We start from the raw sequence: 23,644 nt of genomic DNA, 5'->3' as shown, positions 1-23,644 counted from the left end.
CCTGCCCGCCCAGGCGACATGCCTGCCTCTGATTCCCGTTCTTCTGCCCCGGTGCTGGTCTTCGATTCCGGTGTCGGCGGGTTGTCCGTCGCCGCCGAGATCCGCCGTCAGTGGCCGCAGCTGTCGCTGGCCTATGTCTGTGACAACGCCGCGCTACCCTATGGCACCAAGCCGGATGACTGGTTGATACCGCGCATCGTTCAGGTGTGCGTGGCGGCCGTCGAGGCAAGCGGGGCACGGGCGTTGGTGGTCGCCTGCAATACCGCCAGCACTCTGGCGCTGGCGGCATTGCGCGAAGCGCTGTCGATTCCGGTGATCGGCACCGTGCCCGCCATCAAGCCGGCGGCGGCGTTGGCACGTGCGCGCCAGAGCGCAGCACGTCGTGAGAAGTGCGAGCCGCCGGTCTTCGCGTTGCTGGCGACATCCGCCACGGTGCGTCGCGCCTACACCGAGCAGCTGATCCGTGATTTTGCTGCCGACTGTCGCGTGATTCGCGTCGCCGCCGATCCGCTGGTCGCGGAGGCCGAGCGGCGCCTGCGCGGTGAGCCGGCGCGCCCCGAGGTGGTGGCGGCCAGTCTGGCTGATCTGGCGGCGGTCGAAGCGCTGGAAGTGGTGATTCTCGGCTGCACGCATTTCCCGCTGCTCGGCGCCGACATCTCGCAGGTGCTGGGCGAGTCTCGGGTGGCGCTGGTGGATTCCGGCGCGGCAATCGCCCGTCGCGTGGCGGAGGTGCTGGCGCTTGGTACTGCGGCGCAAGCGGCTGAACAGCAAGTCGCTCAAGAGGTTCAACCAGCACCGCATGAGCACCTGGCGCTGGCGACGGATGCCCGGCAGCCGGGACTGGCTACGGCGCTGGCCAGTCAGGGTTTCGCCGCGCCGCAGGCGCTGGCGTTCGACGACTGAGGGGCAGGGGCGTTGACTCTCACGGCCCTCTTGCACCTGCCTGCTCCCGCCTTGACCCGCCATTTGGCGCTTGAGCTTCGCGCTGCCGATGGTAGGCTAGCGCGCCCAACCTTTGAATGGACGTGATCGGCATGGTTCACCATGACGTCCCCGCGTCCCTTTGCTCATCGTTTCAGTGCTGCGGTATGCCCGCAGGCAGGAGTCAGTGTGGCCATCGCCGTCGTCGATCCCAGTCAGTATGAACAGCAGCTCGCCGAGAAGGCCGAGCAGACCCGCGCACGTTTCGCTGCCTTTGATGCGCCGGAACTCGAGGTGTTTCCCTCGCCGCCCAGCCATTACCGCATGCGGTGCGAGTTCCGTATCTGGCACGAGGATGATGACCTCTATTACGCGATGTTCGAGGTCGAGTTCGACGACGAGGGCAACAAGAAGAAGACGGTCGTGCGCATGGACGACTTCCCGGTCGCCAGCCAGCGCATCAATGAATTGATGCCGCTGCTGCGTGAGCGCCTCAAGGCAAGCCCGGTGCTGCGCGAGCGTCTGTTCCAGTGCGAGTTCCTCACCACCCTGAGCGGCGAGGCACTGGTCACGCTGATCTACCATCGCAAGCTCGGCGAAGACTGGGAAGCCGAGGCGCGTGCGCTGGAAGAAGAGCTCGACATCATGATCATCGGGCGTTCGCGCAAGCAGCATATCGTGCTGACGCGCGATCACGTCTTCGAGCGTCTCGAGGTCGATGGCCGCGAGTACGTCTATCAGCAGGTCGAGAACAGCTTTACCCAGCCCAATGCCGAGATCTGCCGCTCGATGCTCAGCTGGGCACGTGACGTGACCCATCCTGACAAGGCGCAGGCGGAAGGCCGTGAGCAGGGCGATCTGGTCGAGCTCTACTGCGGCAACGGCAACTTCACCATCGCGCTGGCCGAGAACTTCCGCCGCGTGCTGGCCACCGAGATCTCACGCACTTCCGTGGCCTCGGCGCAGGTCAACCTGGCGGCCAACGCCATCGACAATGCCCAGGTGGCGCGCATGTCGGCCGAGGACTTCTCGCTGGCGCTGGCGGGCGAGAAGGCGGGCCGTCGTGTCGCGGAGATGGACCTCGACAACCACGACTTCCGCACCGTGCTGGTCGATCCGCCGCGTGCCGGCCTCGATGCCGACAGCTGCGAGCAGACCGCGCGTTACGAGCGCATCGTCTATATCTCCTGCAACCCGCAGACGCTGATCGACAACCTTGAGGTGCTGTGCCGCACGCACCGTATCGAACGCTTCGCGCTGTTCGATCAGTTCCCGTATACCGACCACCTCGAGTGTGGTGTCTATCTGGTTCGCAGATAAGCGCATCTTCACACCGACAGCCGATGTCACGCCTGCATGAGCGAGGTATCGCGCCAATCGTTTGAAAAACCAGAGCCCCGTCGTCATCTACCTGTCAGGTAGGGGACGACGGGGCTTTTTTGCGCACATGACAGTCACTCGAATTAGACTTTCGTTTCATGCGCGGACCGCCAAGTCAATACCCGATGCACAGATGTAATGCTGCATGACCAATATGGAACAGGCATGGGGCAGAGGCGCAGACTGCGCTAGTCTGTGATGCACTGCATGAGTCTGTGCTGCAACGCCTTTCTGGCCGGCGCAGACTCTCTATGACTATTTTCCCTGATACATCCATCAGGTCAGTCGAGGTGATTGATGCTACACGTGGCGACGGACGGCAAGCAGGAATTTCTTGCGCAGCTCGAAGAGCAGCTGGACAAGCGACTTCCCAAGGACAAGGTGGACGTGATCGCGGCGTTTGCGCGCGACTATCACGCAACGGCCTCCTTCGAGGACATGGCCGAGCGCAAGCTGGATGACCTCTACGGTTCCACCCTGGCCGTATGGCACTTCCTGCAGAGCCTCGAGGCTCCCAAGGTGCGCGCCTACAACCCGGACTTCGAGAAGCATGGCTGGCAGTCGACGCACACCATCATCGAAGTGCTGCACCCGGACATGCCGTTCCTGGTCGATTCCGTGCGTATCGAGCTCAACCGTCGTGGCATCACCGTTCACGCCATCCACAACGCCGTGCTGGCCGTTGCACGTGATGATGCCGGCCAGCTGGAGCGCGTGACGGCACCGCGTGCCGAGAACGCCCCGCAGCACCGCGAGTCGCTGATCTACATCGAGGTCGATCGTCACAACGACGCCGAGACACTGGAAGACCTCGAGACCAGCCTGCGTGAAGTGCTGGCCGAAGTGCGCGTTGCCGTCGCTGACTTCGACGCCATGCGTAGCCAGGGCGCCCAGGCGCTGCAGGAGCTGCGTGACAACCGTCCGCCGACCGTCTCCGAGGCTGACCATCAGGAAGCCTGCGACTTCATGCAGTGGATGGGCAACGACCACTTCACCTTCCTGGGCTATGACGAGTACACCGTCGACGAGCAGGAAGACGGCACCCGCGTGCTGAACAAGGTCGAAGGTTCCGAGCTGGGCGTGCTCAAGCTGGACCTCGAGCGCTATCACGAGCAGTCCCGTCACCAGCAGAGCGTCAACAGCGATCAGTACGTGCTGATACCGGAACTGCTGTCCTTCGCCAAGAGTGCCTTCCACGCCCGCGTGCACCGTCCGGCCTACCCGGACTACATCACCGTCGAGCGCTTCGATGAAGAAGGCCGCGTGATCGGCGAGCGCCGCTTCCTGGGGCTCTACACCTCCACGGTGTACAACCAGAGCCCGCGCAACGTGCCGATTCTGCGTCGCAAGGTGCAGGACGTCATGGAAGCCGCCGGCGTCAACCCGAAGGGCCACAACGGCAAGCACCTGCTGCAGATTCTGGAAGTCTATCCGCGTGATGACCTCTTCCAGATCTCCACGGACGAGCTGACCCGTACCGCCACCAGCATCCTCAACATCCGTGAGCGTCGCCGCGTGCGTCTGATCGTGCGTGAAGACCGCTTCGGCAAGTTCTTCTCGGTACTGGTGTTCGTGCCGCGCGACGTCTATTCCACCGACCTGCGTGTGCGCATCCAGAATCTGCTGTGTGAAGAGCTGAACGCCACCTTCGGTGACTTCACGCCGTATCTGTCCGAGTCCGTGCTGACGCGTATCCAGTTCATCCTGCGCTTCAAGGGCGATGAACCCGGCCAGTACGACATGCGCGCGCTGGAGAACAAGATCGCTCAGCTGGCCCGCAGCTGGCGTGACGAGCTGCACGCTGCCATGGTCGAAGGCTTCGGTGAAGAGCAGGCCAACGAGCTGATGACTCGCTACCGTGATGCCTTCCCGGGCAGCTATCGTGACGACTTCTCGCCGCGCACCGCCGTCTATGACGTGGGCCACCTGCGTGCGCTGGACGAAGGCCAGGCCGTCGGCCTGAGCACCTATCGTCTGGTCGAGGACGACAACTCCGGCGTCAACCTGAAGCTGTTCCACAAGCATCAGCCGATCCCGCTTTCCGACGTGCTGCCGGTGCTGGAAAACCTCGGTCTGCGTGTCATCGGTGAGCGCCCCTACGAGATCACCCGCACCGATTCCTCCTGCTGGGTGCACGATTTCGATCTAGAGCATCACGGCAAGGGCGCGGTCGAGCTCTCCGAAGTGCGCGAGAGCTTCATCGAAGCCTTCAAGAAGATCTGGTCCGGCGAAGCCGAATCCGATGCCTTCAACCGCCTGATCATCGGCTCTGGCCTGGACTGGCGGGAAGTGGCGATGCTGCGTGCCTACGCGCGTTACCTCAAGCAGATCCGCTTCGGTCTCTCCCAGGCCTACATCGCCAATGCGCTGGGCAGCCATCCGGACATCACCCGCGAGCTGGTGCAGCTGTTCAACCTGCGCTTCGACCCGCAGGGTCAGGGTGGCGAGGATGACGTCAACGCCTGCCGCGAGCGCATCAATGGCCTGCTCGACCAGGTCTCCAGCCTGAACGACGACCGCCTGCTGCGTCGCTACGTCGACCTGATGATGGCGACGCTGCGTACCAACTTCTTCCAGCCGGCGGAAGATGGCCAGGCCAAGGACTACATCAGCTTCAAGCTCGACACGCGCAGCATTCCTGACGTGCCGAAGCCGCGCCCGATGTTCGAGATCTTCGTCTACTCGCCGCGCGTCGAAGGTGTTCACCTGCGTGGCGGCAAGGTCGCACGTGGTGGTCTGCGCTGGTCCGACCGTCATGAAGATTTCCGCACCGAGGTGCTGGGTCTGGTCAAGGCACAGCAGGTCAAGAACGCGGTCATCGTGCCGGTCGGCGCCAAGGGCGGTTTCGTCTGCAAGCGCATGCCGGAAACCACCGACCGCGACGTGATCCAGAAGGAAGGTATCGCCTGCTACCAGATCTTCATCCGCGCACTGCTCGACATCACCGACAACCTGTCCGGTGGTGACGTGGTGGCCCCGACGGCCGTGGTGCGTTACGACGAAGACGACCCCTACATGGTCGTCGCGGCCGACAAGGGCACCGCGACCTTCTCCGACATCGCCAATGCCATCTCCAACGAGTACGGCTTCTGGCTGGGCGATGCCTTCGCCTCCGGTGGCGCCAACGGTTACGACCACAAGGGCATGGGCATCACCGCCAAGGGTGCCTGGGTCAGCGTGCAGCGTCACTTCCGCGAGATGGGCATCAACATCCAGGAAGACGAGTTCAGCGTGGTCGGTATCGGTGACATGGCCGGTGACGTCTTCGGCAACGGCATGCTGCTGTCCGAGAAGATCCGCCTGGTCGGTGCCTTCAACCACCGCAACATCTTCGTCGATCCGAACCCGGACACCGCGAAGAGCTTCGCCGAGCGCGAGCGTCTGTTCCGTCTGCCGCGTTCCAGCTGGGACGACTACGACAAGAGCCTGATCAGCGAAGGCGGCGGTCTGTTCTCGCGTGATGCCAAGACCATCGCCATCAGCCCGCAGATGAAGGAAGTCTTCGACATCAGTGCCGACCATCTGGCGCCCAACGAGCTGATCAACGCGATGCTCAAGGCGCAGGTCGACCTGATCTGGAACGGCGGTATCGGAACCTACGTCAAGGCGTCCAGCGAGTCCCACGCCGATGTCGGCGACAAGGCCAACGATGGCCTGCGTATCGACGGCCGTGAGCTGCGCTGCAAGGTGGTGGGCGAAGGCGGCAACCTGGGTCTGACCCAGCGTGGCCGCATGGAAGCCGCGGCCCAGCAGGGCGTGCGCGTCAACACCGACTTCATCGACAATGCCGGTGGCGTGAACTGCTCGGATCACGAGGTCAACATCAAGATCCTGCTGGACGACATCGTCGCCCGCGGTGATCTGACCGACAAGCAGCGCAACCAGCAGCTGGCCGAGATGACCGACGAAGTCGGCGAGCTGGTGATCAAGGACAACTATCGCCAGACCCAGGCGCTGTCGCTCTCCGAGCAGCAGTCCAAGGAAGGCATGGGCGTCTTCCGTCGCTTCATCAATGAGCTGGAAGCGGCCGGCACCCTGGACCGTGAACTCGAGTTCCTGCCGTCCGATGAGGCGCTGATCGAGCGTTCCAACGCCGGTGAAGCCCTGACCCTGCCGGAACTGTCCGTGCTGGTCTCCTACGCCAAGAGCGACCTCAAGACCAGCTTGATCGCCTCTGACGTGCCGGACGACAGCTACGTGCAGCAGCACCTCGAGCGCGCCTTCCCGCGCGTGTTGATGGAGCGCTTCCCGGAAGAGATGTACCAGCACCGTCTGAAACGTGAGATCGCTGCGACCCAGATCGCCAATGACCTGGTCGACCACATGGGCATCGCCTTCGTGCGTCGTCTGGAAGACACCACTGGTGCCGACAAGGCGGAAATCGCGCGTGCCTACATCGTGGCGCGTGACAGCTTCAATCTGGAAGCGCTGTGGACCCAGATCGAGGCCCTCGATCACCAGGTGCCGGCAGAACTGCAGTACCGCATGATGGGTGACCTGATGCGTCTGATGCGTCGTGCCACTCGCTGGTTCCTGCGTCAGCGCAGCTCCATGGGCGTCAAGGAATGCATCAGCCACTTCGCCCCGCGTCTGGCCCAGCTCTCCGAGAGCATCGGTGAGCGTCTCAAGGGCGAAGCCCGCGAGAACTGGGAAGCGCGTCGCGACAGCTATGTCGAGGCAGGCGTGCCGGAGGCCCTGGCCAGCACCATCGCCGCGACCTCAAGCCTCTATGCAGGGCTTGGCATCATCGAGGCGGCCAAGGCGACCGGCGAGAAGATCAATCGCGTGGCAGAAGCCTTCTACGGCATCGGCCATCGTCTGGAGCTGCCGTGGGTCGGTGACAAGATCAACGGCCTTGAGGTGCAGGACAGCTGGCAGGCGCAGGCACGTGAAAGCTTCCGTGACGATCTCGATCGTCAGCAGCTGGCACTGACCGTCAGCGTGCTCAAGCAGGACAATGCACCGCGCGAGATCGATGAGCGTGTCGACAGCTGGATGGCCAGCCACGAGACTCTGGTCAGCCGCTGGTGCTCACTGCTCGGCGAGATGAAGGGCGGTGCTCAGCTGAGCTTCCCGCTGTTCGCGGTCGCCCTGCGCGAGCTGGTCGATCTGGCCGAGTCCAAGCGCGAAGCCTGATGCTTTCGGCCTCGGTTGCAGCAAGAGGCTGACGCAAGTGGCGAGCATCTGATGACTCGCTGATAGAAGCCCTCACCATTGGTGAGGGCTTTTTCATGTCGGGAATGAATAAAAAAGTGATAGCTGAAGCCTGCGGTAAGGTAACTGTCGTCAGCTGTCTGGTATGCTGAATGGCGACCAGTGCAGAGACTGATACAGGCCCTGATGGTTGCATCCTTTTCTGCAGCCCCTGTTTTCAGTCCTTGATTTTCAGACCCTCATTTCAAGTCTCGGAGTCGCTGCGGCGCTCGCTGGAGGCTTCTGTTTTCAAAGCATCAGTACAACAAGGCAGAGACACCATGTCACATCGTGCATTACCCCTCGCCTGCGCCCTCGCGCTTGGCCTGTCCACTCTGGCATCCCAGGCCGTGCTGGCCGATGGCAGCCCCGCTCAGCAGCGTGCAGAAGAAGCGGCAGGCAAGCTGGATATCTCCAAGTTCCTCAAGCCGCGCAGTGATGCCCACAGCCAGAACTTCCTGTTCGGCGGTACCAGCGTGCACCAGTTCACCATCAAGGAAGCCGGACGCTACGAAATCGATGGCGTCGCCAGTTTCGATGTGACCGACCCCTACACCATGAAGGCCACGCTCGAGAGTGAGCAGGGCGAGGTCGTGGCCACTGCAGAAGGTGACAGGGCCTCCGATGGCTTGAACATGAATACCGAGCTTGAGCCGGGCGTCTACAAGCTGCTTGTGCGCGCCGACAAGCTGGGGGCTGGCAAGTCGGGCGGCAACACCTATGAAATCAACGTCGCAGGCCTGAGCGAGAGTGGCGAGAAGCTGTCTGCCGAGGAAAGCGGCATCGAGACCGGCAACGGCCTGGTCTTCCTCGACACCGATGGCGATGGCCGTCGTACCGCCTTCGTCGATGCCAACGATGAAGTCGCGACCATCAAGCCGGCCACCGTTGCCGCCGCCGAACAGGCTGCCCGCGAGAAGAAGGCTGCCGAGACAGGCAATGCGGCAGCTGAAGGCGCTTCCGCCACAGGCGCTGCCGCCGCTACGACTTCGGCAGCCGCGACTGCTGCAGCCGAGACGTCTGCCGCTGCTGCCACGACCGCTGCTGCCACGGGCAGTGCAGCCGTGACGGAAACCGAGGCCGAAGCGGAGCCGGATCGTCGTTTCGACGAGATCGTCACCGATGTGCGCATACTCGAGAAGGGCGAGGTCATGACCTTCGATGTCGCGGACCGCGGCACCGTGACCATCGACAGCGAGACCTTCCCGGGCAGCGAAGGCACCTACAAGCTGCAGATGCGCCTGCTGGACGAGAGTGGCAACACCGTCGCCAGCGACAAGGGCGAAGGCTTCCAGGGCGACTTCCACCTCAAGACCGTGCTGGAACCGGGGCGTTACACCGTCTGGGTCAGCGGTCAGAAGTTCGGCTCCTCCATGCAGGGCGTCAACAACTACACCGTGCGCGTGCAGCAGCTCGACGTGAAATGATCTGCATGGCATGACCCCGACACCGTCGGGGGTGGCACAAGGGCGGCCCAGCGGGTCGCCCTTTTTGTTGCCCTGAGCATGAGCAATGGTGCCGGCCTTGGCGTGAGCGATTTTATCGACAGCAGCGCGAGCGTTCCGGCGCGCAGTGTCTGTCCCCGCGGGCTTCGGGTATACTTCGCGCCCAGCTATGCTGTCGTCACGACCCTGCCGCCCGCTGTCTGGAGATCATCATGTACTCGTTTGCTCGCTCGCTTCTCTTCAAGCTCGACCCGGAAACAGCTCATGGTGTGACGCTGAGTGCGCTGGACATGGCACATCGCCTCGGCATGGCGCGCGGTCTGGGCGGTGAAGCGCCGCGTGATCCGGTCTCGCTGATGGGGCTCGAATTCCCCAATCGCGTTGGCCTGGCGGCAGGTCTCGACAAGAATGCCGATCACCTCGATGCGCTTGCCGCTCTGGGCTTCGGCTTCGTGGAGGTCGGCACGGTGACGCCGAAAGGGCAGGACGGCAATCCGAAGCCGCGTCTGTTCCGGCTGCCGGAGCATCAGGCGATCATCAACCGCATGGGCTTCAACAATGCCGGGGTCGAGCATCTGGTCGCGAAGGTCAAGGCCAGTCAGGCGCGTGCTGCCTTTGGTGTCGTGCTGGGGATCAACATCGGCAAGAACCTGACCACGGCGGTGGATGATGCGCTGAGCGACTATCTGGTCTGCCTCGATGCCGTGCATGCGCATGCCGACTACATCACCGCCAATATCTCGTCGCCCAATACCCCGGGGCTGCGCAATCTTCAGTTCGGTGATCATCTCAGCCAACTGCTGGCCGGGCTTCGCCAGCGTTGCGATCAGCTCGATGCCGAGCGCGGCAGGAAGGTGTCGCTGGTAATCAAGATCGCGCCTGACATGGACAGCGAGGAAATCCTGTTCGTGGCGCGGGCGTTGGCGGACAACGGCATCGATGGCGTCATCGCCACCAACACCACCATCGAGCGCACGGCGGTCGCGGGTAGTCCGCATGCGCAGGAGGCGGGCGGACTTTCCGGCGCCCCGGTGCGTGAATCGTCGACGCGGGTGATTCGTGGCCTGCGTGAAGCGCTGCCGAACATGCCGATCATCGGTGTGGGCGGTATCACCGATGGCGAGAGTGCGCGTGAGAAGATCGCCGCGGGGGCGGATCTGGTGCAGCTGTATTCCGGGCTGATCTACCGCGGCCCGGCATTGATCGGTGAGTGCGCGCGTGCACTGGAGAAGGCCGATACCCTGATCAAGGTGTGATCCGGCCTGGGCTCAGTCGCAGCGTGATGCTGGCATCCTTCGCTCACGGCGCTTCAAGAGTGGGGAAGGGCAGACACAGAAAAGCCGCCTCCTGACATCAGAAGGCGGCCTCGGTACCGGCGTGAATGATGATATGACAACGGCAGGGAAGTGATGCGTGATCTGCCGTTGTCGTGTTGGCTGCCATGTCCAGCCAGCGTGCACGATGCGAAGCGCTTTTGCCGTCAGAAACGGCGGTTGGGGGTTGGCCCCTTGAGCTCATCGGGTGCGTGGATGGTTGAAGCAGGCCTGGAAAGAACCTGCTGATGCAGTCAAGGTGAACGTTTGCCCGTGTCGTGCTCCGCGCTGGACCGTCGTCCTCGCAGGCCGTCGCCTGCTGCGCCTCCTCTTCTGGAGCCATACCACGATTGAAACGACACGAGCGCCAACATCTCGGCCTTTCAGGAAGTGAAGCGAGTCGGCCCCATTGCCTACTGCGTCTCTTGCCTGTCAGTGCCGCGCGTCATCAAGATAGAAATAAGGCGTTACCTCCCTGGTGATTTGACGTGTCGCTGGGCGACTTCCGTGGGATTTTCCGGGTGATGTCGCTAAACCGACTCACCGTGAACACCTCGAGTCCTCTCTGTACGTGCCAGCCGACCCTGTAACATGTCAGAAGCCGGTGGCGTGATGCCGGAGAATCCGCTTGGGCAGCGCATCAGGCTGCGTCGGCGGGGTGAAAGGCGCCAGGCGCCGTATTGCCAGTGTCATTCCGTGACGTACCGCTTTCCTGAAATGGGATGACCTCTTGGTCGCGGATGATGAACCTTGGCGTCATGCGGTGCTCAGCTGAGCACCATGGGGTTCTTGTGGATGCCGGAGACGCCGGTCATTCCCGACCATTGGTCCCCGCGGCCTTCACGCCAGCCGCTCATCCAGAATTCACGTAGATTGACATCGATACTGGGACAATCATCACGGGAACGGCCGGTGACACCAGCCTTGTAGCCGTGAACATAGGCACGCTGAAAGCGATCACGTTTCTGTCTCTTCATGGATGACCTCTAAGTGAGAACCCATCGGCATTGTGTGTCAGTGATGGCGAGACGTACCCGGCGAGACCTTGTCTGGCCGCGGTTGTCCTGCCATTGGACATGCCGAGTGAGAGAGTTGGCCGATGCCCTGTCGGGCACTGCCGGCCTCGTGCATCATCACCTCGCGTCGTTGGCCATTCTTGTCGGAAAAGGTCACGAGTGTGAGATGATGGAAGGTCTTGCCTGTATATGCTCGAGCGTGATGGTGAAAAAGCGACTGCCTTGCCGTGCCGGAAGTCCGATCTCCTGAGCGGCACAGGTAGGCTGCCCGAATGAGGCTCGTGTCCCTTGATCCTCGATTTCGCATGGCGTGTCACCTTTCCGAATTGCAGCTACACCTATAGTTTTTAGAACACTGCCTCTGGCTTGTCGACAGCCGTATAGGAATATCGCTAGTGCCAGAAGCCAACTCACAGGAATAAGTCCGGCACCTGCCGGTGAGAGATTCATGACTGATACGACCTCTGCGACTACCCCCCGCGCGCCCAGCAACTCGCTCTCTACCTGGTTTGCGACCTGCCCGCGTGGCATCGAAACGCTGCTGGCCGATGAGCTGACGGCTCTGGGTGCCGAGGTGACTGGCACGACCGTCGCTGGCGTACACTTCAACGGTAGCCAGGAAACCGCCTACCGCACCATCCTGTGGTCGCGACTGGCCAACCGCATCATTCGTCTGCTCACTCGCGTGGGTGGCGTCGACACCGGTGAGCAACTGCGCAAGGCGAGTGCAGGTGTCGATTGGGCGATGGAATTGCCGGATCGTGCGTCCATCGCCGTCGATTTCCACGGAACATGGAAAGACATTCGTCACACCTTCTTCGGTGCCCAGACCGTCAAGGACGGCATCGTCGAGGCGATGTTCGAGGAAGGCCGCAACAAGCCGACCGTCGATGGCAAGAATGCAGATCTGCGCATCTACGCGCACCTGCACAATGGCTACATCACCCTGGGCATCGACCTCGTGGGGCGCAGTCTGCACCAGCGTGGCTACCGTCCTGATCTCGCGCATGCGCCGCTGAAGGAAAACCTGGCGGCGGCTCTGCTGATGCGGGCCGACTGGCCGGCGCGTGCGGCGCGTGGCGAGAGCCTGGTCGACCCGATGTGCGGCTCCGGCACGCTGCTGATCGAAGCGGCCTTGATGGCGGCGGATATCGCGCCGCAGTCGCTGAACCAGGACTTCGCCTGCCGCCACTGGGGGCGCCATGACGAGCGCATTTGGAAGGGCCTGTGGGAAGAGATGGAGCAGCGTGCCATTGCCGGGCGCCGCAAGGTCACCGCACGTCTGTTCGGGCGTGACCACAGCCCGCAGGCGATTTCTGCCGCGCGCTCCAACGCCATGCGTGCCGGCATTCCGGCGCTGATCGAGCTGGAAGGTGCCTCCGTCGCCGAGCTGACCTGTCCCGAAGGCGCCACCACGGGCCTGGTGATGACCAACCCGCCCTACGGTGAGCGTCTGGGCGAGCTGCCGGCACTGGTGCCGCTCTACGCAAGCCTCGGTGAGCGCATGAAGCGTCACTTCGGCGGCTGGACGCTGGGCATGTTCACCGGCAATCCGGACCTCGGCCACCGCCTCGGCCTGCGTGCGCATCGCCAGTACGCCTTCCGCAACGGTCAGCTCGACTGCAAGCTGTTGATGATCGACGTGGCGGCGCGTGAGCGTGCGGTCGACGAAGACAGCGTGGCCGAAGATGCCCGCAGTCAGCCCGCGCTGAGCGAGGGCGGCCAGATGTTCGCCAATCGCCTCAAGAAGAACCAGAAGTCACTGGCGCGCTGGCTCAAGCAGAGCGGAACTACCTGCTATCGCCTCTACGATGCCGACATGCCGGAGTACGCGCTGGCCATCGATATCTATGGCCGTCACGTGCACGTGCAGGAATACACGCCGCCCAAGTCCGTGGATGCCAGTCAGGCGCAGCGCCGCCTGATGGATGCACTGGCGGCGATCCCGCAGGTGCTGGGCTGCTCGCCCAACGATATCCATATCAAGCAACGCACGCGTCAGGCGGGCAAGGCGCAGTACACGCGCCAGGACAGCTCCGGTCAGCGTATCGAGGTGCAGGAAGGCGATGCCAGGCTGTGGGTGAATCTCAAGGACTACCTGGATACTGGCCTGTTCCTGGATCACCGTCCGGTGCGCAAGCTGCTGGGCAAGGAAGCGGACGGCAAGCGGGTGCTCAACCTGTTCTGCTACACCGCGACGGCGACCGTGCATGCGGTGCTGGGCGGCGCGAGTGAGAGCGTCAGCGTCGACATGTCCAATACCTATCTGGACTGGGGGCGCGAGAACTTCAAGCTCAACGGCATCAGCGAGAAACGCCATCAGCTGGTGCGTGCCGACTGTCTGAAGTGGCTGGAGCGCTCCCGCGAGGAGTTCGACCTGATCTTCCTCGACCCGCCGACCTTCTCCAACTCCAAGAAGATGGAAGGCACCCTGGATATCCAGCGTGATCACGCGCGCCTGATCGACCTGGCGATGGCCAGTCTGGCGCCGGGCGGCACGCTGATCTTCTCCAACAACCATCGTCGCTTCGTGATGGATGACAGCGTCAGCCAGCATCATGTGGTGGAAGACCTGTCGCGCAAGCTGCTGGACCCGGACTTCAAGCGTCGTCCGGATATCCACCACGTCTTCCGCATCCGTCGCGCCAGCGATGTGAAGGGCTGAGCGATGGCCAGCGTCCCGCTGTGGCTCTACACCACGGCGGGCTGTCATCTGTGCGCTCGGCTGGAAGCCACGCTGCAGGCGCTGGGGGCGGAAGTCACGCTCACGCGGGTCGAGATCGCCTTCGACACGCAGTTGAGCGAGCGTTACGCGACGCGCATTCCTGTACTGGCGAGCGCCTCGGGTGCGGAGTATTCGCTGGCCGATGGCGAAGAGGTGTTGCCGGAGTGGTTGCGCGCGCAGGGCGTCGAGCAGCGCCTCGAACAGGGTGTCGAAATGACGCCCCCAGCCGAGCACGGCTCAGCCACTGAGCCGCAGGGCCCCGCCCTGCGCAACGGACGTCGCTTTCTGCGCTGAGCGGCGCAGACGTGTCGCTATAAGCTGGTGCAAAAAGACCGCCGCTACCTCAGGGTAGCGGCGGTCTTTTCGTGTCCGGCACCGTGCTGCGCACTAGCTCTCCAGCAGCGACATCTGGCGCATGGCGTCTTCGGCTTCCGGGCTATCGGCCGTGGCCTCCAGCACCTTGGTGTAGCCGCGTGAGGCCTGGATGTGGGCGAGGTCGCTGACCCAGGTCATGGCCTGCTCGTGGCTTTCGGCGAGATCGTGCTTCAATCCGCCGAACTGGGTGCCGATCTGGCCCCATGAGCGGCTGACGATCCAGTCGCCGAACATGTCCTGATGCACATGGACCAGAACGTAATCGTGGTGGCTTTCCCAGCGGATGATCACGCGTGACTCCCGAGGCGAAACGATGGTGGCTGGACTCAATCATGAGCTTGTGACGCCCGTTGCGTGCGCCTAAGATGGCACGGCGGCGGGCAAGCAAGCATACCATTGTAATCTTCACGTGCCTTGCGGCAAGGTGTGAAGTCACTCAGGCGCTCATGCTGGCCCGTGAACCCGCAGCGACACTCATTGCCACAGCAAGGAAAGGCAACAGATGCACATCATCGTGGACGATAACGTCCCTCTGGCAGAGGAATTCTTCTCCGAACTGGGAGAGGTGACCTGCATGCCGACTCGCGAGATCACCAATGCCGTCCTCAAGGACGTCGACATGCTGATCTGTCGCTCTACCTTGCGCGTGGATCAGGCGCTGTTGGAAGGAACGCGGGTGCGCTTCGTCGGCTCGCCGATCATCGGCACCGACCATGCCGATCTCGAATGGCTCGCGGCCAACGATATCCACTTCACCAACGCGCCGGGCTGCAATGCCGACTCGGTGGTGGATTACGTGCTGTCGTCGCTGTGGCATCTGGCCGAGCAGGAAGGGCTGGATCTGCAGCTGGACCGCCGCTTCGGCGTGGTCGGGGCCGGTCAGGTCGGGTCACGGCTGGTCAAGCGTCTCGAGTCGCTGGGTGCCGAGGTGCTGGTCTGCGATCCGCCGCGCGCCGCGCTTGAGGGTCAGAGCGATGAGCGCCCCGAGAAGTCCCGCTTCGTGGACCTCGATGAGCTGGTCGCCGAGTGTGATGTCATCTGCGTGCACACCCCGATGGTCACCGGTGGCGAGCACCCGACCCATCATCTGATCAATGCCGAGAGTATCCGCGCCATGAAGCCCGGCAGCGTGCTGCTGAGTGCCGGCCGCGGAGGCTGTGTCGATACCGCGGCGCTCAAGCAGCGCCTCAAGGAGCAGGCTGACCTGCTGACCGTGCTGGATGTGTGGGAAAACGAGCCGGATATCGATGCCGAGCTGGCCGCACTGGTGGACATCGCCACGCCGCACATCGCCGGGCATAGCCTGGATGGCAAGATGCAGGGCACCGAGATCATCTATCAGCAGGCCTGTCGTCACTTCGGGCTGCCGGCGCGCCGCAAGCTGGGTCAGCTCAAGCCGGACCCGTGGCTGCGCAAGCTGGTGCTGACGGGCTGGGCGCCGCCGGAAGAGGCGCTGGGGCTCTGCGTACGCGCCTGCTATGACGTGCGCCGCGATGCGCTGGGCCTGCGTCGCTATCAGCGTCGGTTCGGCAATGCCGAGGGGTTCGTGCGTTATCGACGGGAATATCCGCTGCGTCGCGAGTTCTCCACGCTGCGTGTCGAGCTCAAGAAGAATGCCCGCGAACTGCGTGAGGTACTCGAGGGCTTCGGCTTCTCCCGCGTCAAGCTGGTCAGCAAATGATCACGGCGTGATTCGCAAGCCGCCCTGGAACGCCCCTGTCAGCCCTGCTGGCGGGGGCGTTCGCGTTGTGGAGGTCGCCTGATGGACGACGACCTTGCCGCATGCCTGAATCCTTGACCGTTTCGGTCTTCGACCTTGGTCGATATAATGCGCCTCAGATCGCCTGGCGACACGCGCCGGGGGTGGCCTTGATGGCATGCCCCGCCTGACGCTGTGGCGCTGCTCCCCATTCTCCGTGTCTTCTGCCATGCCCGTCACCACGCGGCGTGTCGGCGTCCTCATTTCTTGAAGATGGTGTCTTGAATGCAACAACACCCTGATAACTCTGCTGAGGACAGCGGCTATCGTCCGCCTTCTCTGCTGGATGCCCTGATTCCCATCGTGCTGGTCATCGCCATGCTGGTGCTGGCGGTGGTGCTGTTCGGTGCCGATGCCTCCTGGGGGCCCAATCAGGTCGCGCTGCTGTCCGGCGCGATGATCGCGGGTCTGATCGGTCTCAAGAACGGCTATCGCTGGAGCGATATCGAAGAGGGGATCAACAAGGGCATCCAGATCTCGCTGGGCGCGATCCTGATCCTGCTGGCGGTCGGCGCGATGATCGGCACCTGGATTCTCGGCGGCACCGTGCCGGCGATGATCTACTACGGCCTGGACGTGATCGCGCCGCAGTACTTCTATGCCTCCGCCTGTCTGCTGTGCGCGCTGGTGGCGCTGTCGGTGGGCAGCTCGTGGACGGTCGCCGGTACCATCGGCATCGGCCTGATCGGCATCGCCGATGGCCTGGGGCTGTCCGAGGCGATCACCGCCGGCGCGGTGATTTCCGGGGCCTACTTCGGTGACAAGCTCTCGCCGCTGTCCGATACCACCAATCTGGCGCCGGCAGCGGCCGGCACCACGCTGTTCGCGCATATTCGTCACATGCTGTGGACGACCGTGCCCAGCATCCTGCTCGCGCTGGCAGGCTTTCTGTGGCTCGGCCATGACTCCGTCTCCAGCCTGCAGACGCCGGAGCAGGTCGCCAATCTGCGTGCCCAGCTGGGCGAGCAGTTCAATATAGGCCTGCACCTGCTGATTCCACTCCTGGTGCTGCTGGTGATGGCCGTGCGTCAGATGCCCGCCTTCCCGGCGATCTTCATCGGCGCGGCGTTGGGCGCCGTCTTCGCGGTCATCTTCCAGCCGCAGGCGGTTGTGGGGCTGGCAAGCGTCACTGACATGTCCACCGCCATGGCGCTGCTCAAGGGGGTGTGGATGTCGATGTTCGATGGCTATGTCTCCCACAGCGGTGATGAGGTGATCGACTCGCTGCTCTCCAAGGGCGGCATGAGCAGCATGCTCAACACCGTGTGGCTGATCCTGTCGGCGATGACCTTCGGTGGCGTGATCGAACGTCTCGGTCTGCTGGAGCGTCTGGTACAGAGCCTTCTGGGCGCGACACGCAATGCCGGTTCGCTGGTCATCACCACGCTGGGGACCTGCCTGGCCTCCAACGTGGTGACCGGCGATCAGTACATCTCGGTCATCCTGCCGGGGCGCATGTATCGCGCCGAGTTCCGTCGCCGCCGCCTGGCGCCGGTCAACCTGTCACGCGCGCTGGAAGACTCCGGCACCATCACCTCGCCGCTGATCCCCTGGAACAGCTGCGGTGCCTACATGGCGGCCACCCTGGGCGTCGCGACCTTGAGCTACCTGCCCTTTGCGCTGTTCAACCTGATCAATCTGGCGCTGGCGGTGGCCTACGCCATGGTCGGCTTCAAGCTGGAGCGCCTTGAAGAAGGCGAGGGAGCTGAAGGCGTGGAGCCGACGCCGCTGGCCGAGTCGCTGGTGCTGGATACGCCCCACGAGACCTCGGAGTCACGCTGACTCGATGCTGAGGGGTGGACAAAAAAAGCCCGCCACGTGGATCACGTGGCGGGCTTTTTGCTGTCTGCAGGGGCCATTCAGTCCGTGCAGGATTGGCGGAGCTTACTTGTAGGCAGCGGCCTTGAGCGCAGCGATACGGTCATCCAGCGGCGGGTGGCTGGCGAACAGTTGCTCCATCAGCTTGCGGCTCTTGCCGGTGGTGATGGCGAAGGCGGTCATGGTGTCGGGCATCTGGTCCGGCAGCTCATGTTCCTGCTTGAGGCGAGCCAGGGCATTGATCATCGAGCCGCTGCCCGCCAGGCCTGCGCCTGCGGCATCGGCACGATATTCGCGCCAGCGCGAGAACCAGGCGACGATCATCGAGGCCACCAGGCCCAGCACCATTTCCAGCACGAACACGACCGCCATGTAGCCGAAGAAGCCCAGGCCACCGTTCTCGTCATCGCGCTTGAGGAAGGCGTCGATGGCGTGTGCGGCGATACGCGCGAAGAACATCACGAAGGTGTTCACCACGCCCTGGATCAGCGTCAGCGTCACCATGTCGCCGTTGGCGACGTGGCCGATCTCGTGCGCCAGCACGGCGCGCACTTCCTCGGGACGCATGCGATTGAGCAGGCCGGCCGAGACGGCGACCAGCGCATCATTGCGGTTCCAGCCGGTGGCGAAGGCATTGGATTGCTGCGCCGGGAAGATGCCGACTTCCGGCATCTTGATGCCAGCGTCGCGCGCCAGTTCACCGACGGTGTCCAGCAGCCAGCGCTCGGTGTCGTTCTGCGGCTGTTCGATGATCACGGTGCCGGTCGAGGACTTGGCCATCGTCTTGGACAGGAACAGCGAGATCACGGAACCGGCCATGCCGATGATGAAGCAGAAGATCAGCAGCGCCGTGTAGTTGATGCCGTTGGCTTCCATGTAGCCATCGAAGCCCAGCAGGCGCAGCGTGACACTGGCCAGCAGCACCACCGCCAGGTTGGTGATCAGGAAAAGGGCTATCCGCATCATGGGGTCAGGTCTCCAATGCCAATATATCGGTAGGGCGCAATTATCTGCCCGCGATACTGACAGTGAGATGAATCACTGGCGGTGGCGCGGGCAGAATTTGCGTCGACAGTCTGCAAGGACGGTCTGCAAGGACAGCAAGGTATCACCACTGGAGGCGACCTGCGTAGCCCCTTGATCGCGGGGGCTGGGCCGACGTCAGGCCTTGCGACGTCGCGCCAGGAAACGGCCGAGGCGCTCGATGGCTTCTTCCAGCTGGTCGGCGTAGGGCAGGGTGACGATGCGCAGGTGGTCCGGATTCGGCCAGTTGAAGGCGGTGCCCTGCACCAGCAGCATCTTCTCTTCCAGCAACAGCTCCAGCACCATCTGCTGATCGTCCTCGAAGGGATACATCTCGGGGTCGAGCCGCGGGAACATGTAGAGCGCGCCCTTGGGCTTCACGCAGCTGACGCCGGGGATCTCGTTGAGCTTCTTCCAGGCCGCGTCACGCTGGGCCAGCAGGCGTCCGCCCGGCAGTACCAGATCATTGATCGACTGATAGCCGCCGAGCGCCGTCTGGATGGCGTGCTGCGCCGGCACATTGGCGCACAGGCGCATGCTGGCCAGCATGTCGAGGCCGGAGATGAAGTCGGCCGCCGGGCGCTTGTCGCCGGAGAGAATCATCCAGCCGGAGCGGAAGCCCGCGCAGCGGTAGCTCTTGGACAGACCGTTCATGGTCACGACCAGCAGGTCATCGGCCAGCGCGCCGGTGGAGACGTGCTCGGTACCGTCGTAGAGGATCTTGTCGTAGATCTCGTCAGAGAACACCACCAGACCGAATTCGCGCGCGACCTGCAGGATGTCCTTCACCACCGCGGGCGGATAGACCGCGCCGGTCGGGTTGTTCGGATTGATCAGCACGATGCCCTTTGTGTGGCTGGTCACCTTGGCGCGGATGTCCTCGATGGAGGGCGCCCAGTCCTGCGCTTCGTCACACAGATAGTGCACGGCGCGACCACCGGCCAGGTTGGCGGCAGCAGTCCATAGCGGGTAATCCGGCGCCGGTACCAAAAGCTCGTCGCCATCATCGAGCAATGCCTGCATGGCCAGCACGATCAATTCCGAGACGCCGTTGCCGATGTAGATGTCCTCGATCCCGACACCCTGGATATCCTTGCGCTGGCACTCCTGCATGATCGCCTTGCGCGCAGAGTAAAGCCCCTTGGAATCACAATAGCCCTGCGCTGTCGGCAGGTTGCGCATCACGTCCTGCAGAATCTCTTCCGGTGCCTCGAAGCCGAAGGGCGCCGGGTTGCCGATATTGAGCTTGAGAATGCGATGGCCCTCGTCCTCGAGACGCTTGGCGTGTTCGAGAACCGGCCCGCGAATGTCATAGCAGACGTTGTCCAGCTTGTGTGACTTGCGAATTTCGCGGGGCTTTCTTTGCTCGGTATCCATGATGCTTTCCGTAGATCTCCGTCACGTAAGGTGTAGGGGCGAGCGTCCAGCATATCGCGCCGCTGGCCTGCCGCGCCACGGCCAAGGGCCAATAGCGTGGTTAAATTTGTGGTTTGAGATGTTCAGGCAGAAAAAAATCCCGCCAGAGGTTTTCTGGCGGGATTTTCAACTGGAATTCAGGCGTGTTCCGCGGACGGGAGCCAGACGAGAGTCGCGTTAGCGCCTTGTTCTGGTAGCGTTATTCGCTCTCTTGCTCACGCGTTTCGGCTCCATCTTCTGTCTCGCCACTGGCTTCCGGCACCGGCTCGGCAGGAATGTCGGCGGGTGTTTCCAGTGTCAGGCGCCCGAGCTTGCCGTCGCGCAGTTCATGCAGCAGCACCTCGGCACCGCGGTGCAGGTCGATGATGCCACCGGCACGCAGGCCACCGCGCTTGCTGGCTATCTCTTCCAGAATCGCGACTCCATTGAAGCCGGACAGCGCCATCAGATCGACCTTGCGCGGGCCATCACTCTCGACTCGCTCGGCGTCAGGGTTGGCGCTGTAGGCCGGCAGTGACTTCAGCTTGTAGCGTGCGGTCAGCTCCGTGGGGTAGCGCTTGGCCAGCTCCGCCGCGACGATCACCGCCACATCGGTGTAATCGATGGCGGTGTCACGGATCGCGCCACTGCCGGCCAGGCGATAGGCGCTGGCCTGGTCTTCGATCTTCGGCCACATCACCCCGGGGGTATCGATCAGGGCAATGCCACCGTCGATGCGAATCTTCTGCTGGCGCTTGGTGACGGCGGGCTCGTTGCCGGTCTTGGCGATCTTGCGACCCGCCAGGCCATTGATCAGCGTCGACTTGCCGACGTTGGGGATGCCCATCACCATCACGCGCGCATCACGATCGACGCGGATATGACCGGCCATCTCGCGGCATAGCCGCGGAATCTGCTTGAGGTCACGCGCCTCAAGTGTGGTGATCGCCAGTGCACGGGTGTTGGGCAGGGCATCGAAATACTCGACCCATTCGCGCGTGCGTGCCGGGTCCGCCAGATCGGCGCGAGACAGCAGCTTGAGTACCGGCTTGTGGCGGGTCAGTTCGGACAGCACCGGATTGGTGCTGGAGTAGGGGAGGCGGGCATCGAGGACTTCGATGACCACGTCGATCTCGGGCAGCGCGTCCTTTATCTGACGGCGTGCCTTGTGCATATGTCCCGGATACCAGCCCAGCATGTCGCTTCTCTCCTGCCGTCAGGGGTATGACGGTTGTTCTGTGACCTCTGTCCTGCCTCCTTCTTCCCGCATGCCAGGAAAGGCGCTCATCCATCAGGGATGGCGCTACATGGCATGCGGCAGAGGAGGGGACGCGTATGGCGACGCATTCTATCAGAGGCGGCCTGGCCATGGAGGCGCGCTATCCGGTCATCACTGCCTCAGCGCTCTGTCGACTCTCCATGTCCCGGGTGTCAGGCACGTATCGGCTTGAAGCGCAGTGCGACGGAGTTGATGCAGTAGCGCTGACCGGTGTCAGTCGGGCCATCCGGGAAGACGTGCCCCAGGTGGGACTCGCAACGGCGACAGCGCACTTCCACGCGACGCATGCCATGGCTGGTATCGAAGTGCTCCTCGACGGCGGCATCGGCATAGGGGCGGTCGAAGCTCGGCCAGCCACAGCCGGAGTCGAACTTGGTGTCGTTGTCGAACAGCTTGGCGTCACAGGCGATGCAGTGATAGGTACCCGGCGTCGGGCTGACTTCGTGATCGCCAGTGAAGGGGCGCTCGGTCCCTGCCTCGCGCGTCACCCGGTATTGCTCCGGCGTCAGGCGCTTGCGCCACTCCTCTTCACTGCGAATCAGCTTGTCCTGAGTCTGCGGGTCTTGTTCGCTCATGATCTCTTCTCTCTATCTATGCGTTTCTCGAATGGCGCTCGTGTGAACCTGCAAGCAAGTTCTCCTGCGCGGCAATTCGAAAAGAGTGACTGCCGGTCTTCACGCGAAACCCGGTACATACCCCAAGAATGCGGGCGTCAGGGCGTGACCACAAGCATGTGGTGGATGCACTTGGCCAACGCCGGAAAAATCCTGTTGAAGCAGGGGGTTGACGAAGGGGGAGGGTCTTTGTAATATACGCGCCACCTCGACGAGGCAAGAACGTTACGTCCCATTCGTCTAGTGGTCCAGGACACCGCCCTTTCACGGCGGTAACAGGGGTTCGAACCCCCTATGGGACGCCACTTTCTTGCAGCGTAGAGACCGGAGTGCGGGAATAGCTCAGTGGTAGAGCACAACCTTGCCAAGGTTGGGGTCGCGAGTTCGAATCTCGTTTCCCGCTCCAGTGTGTCCCATTCGTCTAGTGGTCCAGGACACCGCCCTTTCACGGCGGTAACAGGGGTTCGAACCCCCTATGGGACGCCATCTTCGGTCTTGTGTGGTCGCATGATCTGCTTGTGTTGCGGGAATAGCTCAGTGGTAGAGCACAACCTTGCCAAGGTTGGGGTCGCGAGTTCGAATCTCGTTTCCCGCTCCATTAGGAACAAGTGGTGTGACAAGGTCGCGAGCTGAACGTCAGCCCGGTCGAATCTCATCTCTCGCTCCAGTACGTCCCATTCGTCTAGTGGTCCAGGACACCGCCCTTTCACGGCGGTAACAGGGGTTCGAACCCCCTATGGGACGCCATGCAGAGCATGATGGTGTGGCAAGCCAGCAGTAAGACAGATGTCGTGAGCACAGGTTCATGACACCCGGTGCGGGAATAGCTCAGTGGTAGAGCACAACCTTGCCAAGGTTGGGGTCGCGAGTTCGAATCTCGTTTCCCGCTCCATTTAGATTAAGCATGGCTTTTTCTAACGTGTGTCCCATTCGTCTAGTGGTCCAGGACACCGCCCTTTCACGGCGGTAACAGGGGTTCGAACCCCCTATGGGACGCCATTCTGTTTTACGCCGCAGTTTTTGTGTTTCGACAGGCGGGAATAGCTCAGTGGTAGAGCACAACCTTGCCAAGGTTGGGGTCGCGAGTTCGAATCTCGTTTCCCGCTCCAGTCGAATGTGACGTTGCAAGCTGAAGCATGACATAGCAGTACGCCATCGCCTGACAGACACGATCATCGTGTTACGTCACTGGCGATTTTTTTGTGCCTGAAATTCCTCTCCACCCTGTTCTGCGCCGCTCTCTGGTGCTGTCCCCGCGTGATTTTCTCCCTCTGCTTGTTTCCCGTGGCGCACTAATGCCTTTCTGCCGTGTGTCTGATGTGGCAGCGCCGAATGCGTTACCATGCGCATCCAATATCTTGCGTCTGATTTTCATGTCCGCGGACGGC

Annotated in this window: 15 protein-coding genes and 8 tRNA genes; 17 read left to right on the top strand and 6 right to left on the bottom strand. The window is 62.7% G+C overall.

Going from position 1 to position 23,644, the window contains the following annotated elements; genetic code table 11:
* Positions 1-18 precede the first annotated feature (18 nt).
* The 5 genes from murI (at position 19) to LCW13_RS13990 (ending at position 10,195) form a co-directional block, all read left to right on the top strand.
* Positions 19-903: a glutamate racemase gene (murI, locus tag LCW13_RS14010; RefSeq protein ID WP_225347210.1), complete on the top strand. Its 885-nt coding sequence runs from the start codon at positions 19-21 to the stop codon at positions 901-903.
* Between the two features lie 207 nt (positions 904-1,110).
* A complete protein-coding gene (trmA, locus tag LCW13_RS14005; RefSeq protein WP_054555653.1) occupies positions 1,111-2,241 on the top strand; it encodes a tRNA (uridine(54)-C5)-methyltransferase TrmA in 1,131 nt (376 codons plus the stop codon).
* 357 nt (positions 2,242-2,598) lie between these two features.
* Complete coding sequence (locus LCW13_RS14000; protein WP_225347209.1) at positions 2,599-7,437, top strand: NAD-glutamate dehydrogenase; 4,839 nt, start codon at positions 2,599-2,601, stop codon at positions 7,435-7,437.
* A gap of 338 nt (positions 7,438-7,775) precedes the next feature.
* On the top strand, positions 7,776-8,921 hold the full coding sequence (locus tag LCW13_RS13995) for a hypothetical protein (protein ID WP_225347208.1): 1,146 nt from the start codon (positions 7,776-7,778) through the stop codon (positions 8,919-8,921).
* Positions 8,922-9,151: 230 nt separating this feature from the next.
* Entirely contained in the window at positions 9,152-10,195 is a 1,044-nt protein-coding gene (locus LCW13_RS13990) for a quinone-dependent dihydroorotate dehydrogenase (protein WP_225347207.1), read from the top strand.
* Positions 10,196-11,019: 824 nt separating this feature from the next.
* Here the strand turns inward: LCW13_RS13990 and rmf are convergent.
* Positions 11,020-11,229 carry a ribosome modulation factor gene (gene rmf, locus LCW13_RS13985; protein ID WP_043334308.1) on the bottom strand — a complete coding sequence of 70 codons (210 nt, stop codon included), beginning with the start codon at positions 11,227-11,229 and terminating at the stop codon, positions 11,020-11,022.
* Positions 11,230-11,716: 487 nt separating this feature from the next.
* Here rmf and rlmKL point away from each other — a divergent pair, with 487 nt between their 5' ends.
* Entirely contained in the window at positions 11,717-13,933 is a 2,217-nt protein-coding gene (gene rlmKL, locus LCW13_RS13980; RefSeq protein WP_192837427.1) for a bifunctional 23S rRNA (guanine(2069)-N(7))-methyltransferase RlmK/23S rRNA (guanine(2445)-N(2))-methyltransferase RlmL, read from the top strand.
* A 3-nt stretch (positions 13,934-13,936) separates the two neighbouring features.
* Positions 13,937-14,287, top strand: coding sequence for a glutaredoxin family protein (locus tag LCW13_RS13975; protein WP_225347206.1), 351 nt, complete (start codon positions 13,937-13,939; stop codon positions 14,285-14,287).
* A 93-nt stretch (positions 14,288-14,380) separates the two neighbouring features.
* Here LCW13_RS13975 and LCW13_RS13970 read toward each other — a convergent pair whose 3' ends face one another.
* Positions 14,381-14,659, bottom strand: coding sequence for a WGR domain-containing protein (locus tag LCW13_RS13970; protein WP_043334304.1), 279 nt, complete (start codon positions 14,657-14,659; stop codon positions 14,381-14,383).
* A gap of 211 nt (positions 14,660-14,870) precedes the next feature.
* Between LCW13_RS13970 and pdxB the strand changes: the two genes are divergently transcribed.
* Positions 14,871-16,049 (top strand): 4-phosphoerythronate dehydrogenase PdxB, encoded by a 1,179-nt coding sequence (gene pdxB, locus LCW13_RS13965; RefSeq protein WP_225347205.1) that lies wholly within the window; start codon positions 14,871-14,873, stop codon positions 16,047-16,049.
* Between the two features lie 303 nt (positions 16,050-16,352).
* Positions 16,353-17,909, top strand: a complete 1,557-nt coding sequence (gene nhaC, locus LCW13_RS13960) for a Na+/H+ antiporter NhaC (protein ID WP_064503312.1) — start codon at positions 16,353-16,355, stop codon at positions 17,907-17,909.
* A gap of 102 nt (positions 17,910-18,011) precedes the next feature.
* On the opposite strand, the gene htpX is transcribed toward nhaC, so the two are convergent.
* The 4 genes from htpX to msrB form a co-directional block, all read right to left on the bottom strand.
* Positions 18,012-18,911, bottom strand: coding sequence for a protease HtpX (htpX, locus tag LCW13_RS13955; protein ID WP_107336103.1), 900 nt, complete (start codon positions 18,909-18,911; stop codon positions 18,012-18,014).
* Between the two features lie 195 nt (positions 18,912-19,106).
* Complete coding sequence (locus LCW13_RS13950) at positions 19,107-20,345, bottom strand: pyridoxal phosphate-dependent aminotransferase (protein ID WP_225347204.1); 1,239 nt, start codon at positions 20,343-20,345, stop codon at positions 19,107-19,109.
* Between the two features lie 238 nt (positions 20,346-20,583).
* Complete coding sequence (gene ylqF, locus LCW13_RS13945; RefSeq protein WP_043334293.1) at positions 20,584-21,561, bottom strand: ribosome biogenesis GTPase YlqF; 978 nt, start codon at positions 21,559-21,561, stop codon at positions 20,584-20,586.
* A 233-nt stretch (positions 21,562-21,794) separates the two neighbouring features.
* Positions 21,795-22,217: a peptide-methionine (R)-S-oxide reductase MsrB gene (msrB, locus tag LCW13_RS13940; protein ID WP_043334292.1), complete on the bottom strand. Its 423-nt coding sequence runs from the start codon at positions 22,215-22,217 to the stop codon at positions 21,795-21,797.
* Positions 22,218-22,485: 268 nt separating this feature from the next.
* Here msrB and LCW13_RS13935 point away from each other — a divergent pair.
* The 8 genes from LCW13_RS13935 (at position 22,486) to LCW13_RS13900 (ending at position 23,365) form a co-directional block, all read left to right on the top strand.
* A tRNA-Glu gene (locus LCW13_RS13935) sits at positions 22,486-22,561 on the top strand.
* A gap of 26 nt (positions 22,562-22,587) precedes the next feature.
* Positions 22,588-22,662, top strand: a tRNA-Gly gene (locus LCW13_RS13930).
* A gap of 4 nt (positions 22,663-22,666) precedes the next feature.
* Positions 22,667-22,742, top strand: a tRNA-Glu gene (locus tag LCW13_RS13925).
* Between the two features lie 37 nt (positions 22,743-22,779).
* A tRNA-Gly gene (locus LCW13_RS13920) sits at positions 22,780-22,854 on the top strand.
* Between the two features lie 73 nt (positions 22,855-22,927).
* Positions 22,928-23,003, top strand: a tRNA-Glu gene (locus LCW13_RS13915).
* Between the two features lie 70 nt (positions 23,004-23,073).
* A tRNA-Gly gene (locus LCW13_RS13910) sits at positions 23,074-23,148 on the top strand.
* A gap of 31 nt (positions 23,149-23,179) precedes the next feature.
* Positions 23,180-23,255: transfer RNA gene (locus LCW13_RS13905), tRNA-Glu, on the top strand.
* A gap of 35 nt (positions 23,256-23,290) precedes the next feature.
* A tRNA-Gly gene (locus LCW13_RS13900) sits at positions 23,291-23,365 on the top strand.
* The last annotated feature ends 279 nt before the right edge of the window (positions 23,366-23,644 follow it).

Source organism: Cobetia amphilecti (genome assembly GCF_020217465.1).
In the GTDB taxonomy this organism is placed as follows: domain Bacteria; phylum Pseudomonadota; class Gammaproteobacteria; order Pseudomonadales; family Halomonadaceae; genus Cobetia; species Cobetia amphilecti.
The sequence above is the reverse complement of the archived record's forward strand: the minus strand, read 5'-3'. Positions and strand labels throughout refer to the sequence as shown.

What these genes read in the sequence shown, in the direction of transcription:
- murI (WP_225347210.1), top strand. Translation starts at nt 19, where the DNA reads ATGCCTGCCTCTGATTCCCGTTCTTCTGCCCCGGTGCTGGTCTTCGAT.
- LCW13_RS14000 (WP_225347209.1), top strand. Translation starts at nt 2,599, where the DNA reads ATGCTACACGTGGCGACGGACGGCAAGCAGGAATTTCTTGCGCAGCTC.
- LCW13_RS13995 (WP_225347208.1), top strand. Translation starts at nt 7,776, where the DNA reads ATGTCACATCGTGCATTACCCCTCGCCTGCGCCCTCGCGCTTGGCCTG.
- LCW13_RS13990 (WP_225347207.1), top strand. Translation starts at nt 9,152, where the DNA reads ATGTACTCGTTTGCTCGCTCGCTTCTCTTCAAGCTCGACCCGGAAACA.
- rmf (WP_043334308.1), bottom strand. Translation starts at nt 11,229, where the DNA reads ATGAAGAGACAGAAACGTGATCGCTTTCAGCGTGCCTATGTTCACGGC.
- rlmKL (WP_192837427.1), top strand. Translation starts at nt 11,717, where the DNA reads ATGACTGATACGACCTCTGCGACTACCCCCCGCGCGCCCAGCAACTCG.
- LCW13_RS13975 (WP_225347206.1), top strand. Translation starts at nt 13,937, where the DNA reads ATGGCCAGCGTCCCGCTGTGGCTCTACACCACGGCGGGCTGTCATCTG.
- pdxB (WP_225347205.1), top strand. Translation starts at nt 14,871, where the DNA reads ATGCACATCATCGTGGACGATAACGTCCCTCTGGCAGAGGAATTCTTC.
- nhaC (WP_064503312.1), top strand. Translation starts at nt 16,353, where the DNA reads ATGCAACAACACCCTGATAACTCTGCTGAGGACAGCGGCTATCGTCCG.
- htpX (WP_107336103.1), bottom strand. Translation starts at nt 18,911, where the DNA reads ATGATGCGGATAGCCCTTTTCCTGATCACCAACCTGGCGGTGGTGCTG.
- LCW13_RS13950 (WP_225347204.1), bottom strand. Translation starts at nt 20,345, where the DNA reads ATGGATACCGAGCAAAGAAAGCCCCGCGAAATTCGCAAGTCACACAAG.
- ylqF (WP_043334293.1), bottom strand. Translation starts at nt 21,561, where the DNA reads ATGCTGGGCTGGTATCCGGGACATATGCACAAGGCACGCCGTCAGATA.
- msrB (WP_043334292.1), bottom strand. Translation starts at nt 22,217, where the DNA reads ATGAGCGAACAAGACCCGCAGACTCAGGACAAGCTGATTCGCAGTGAA.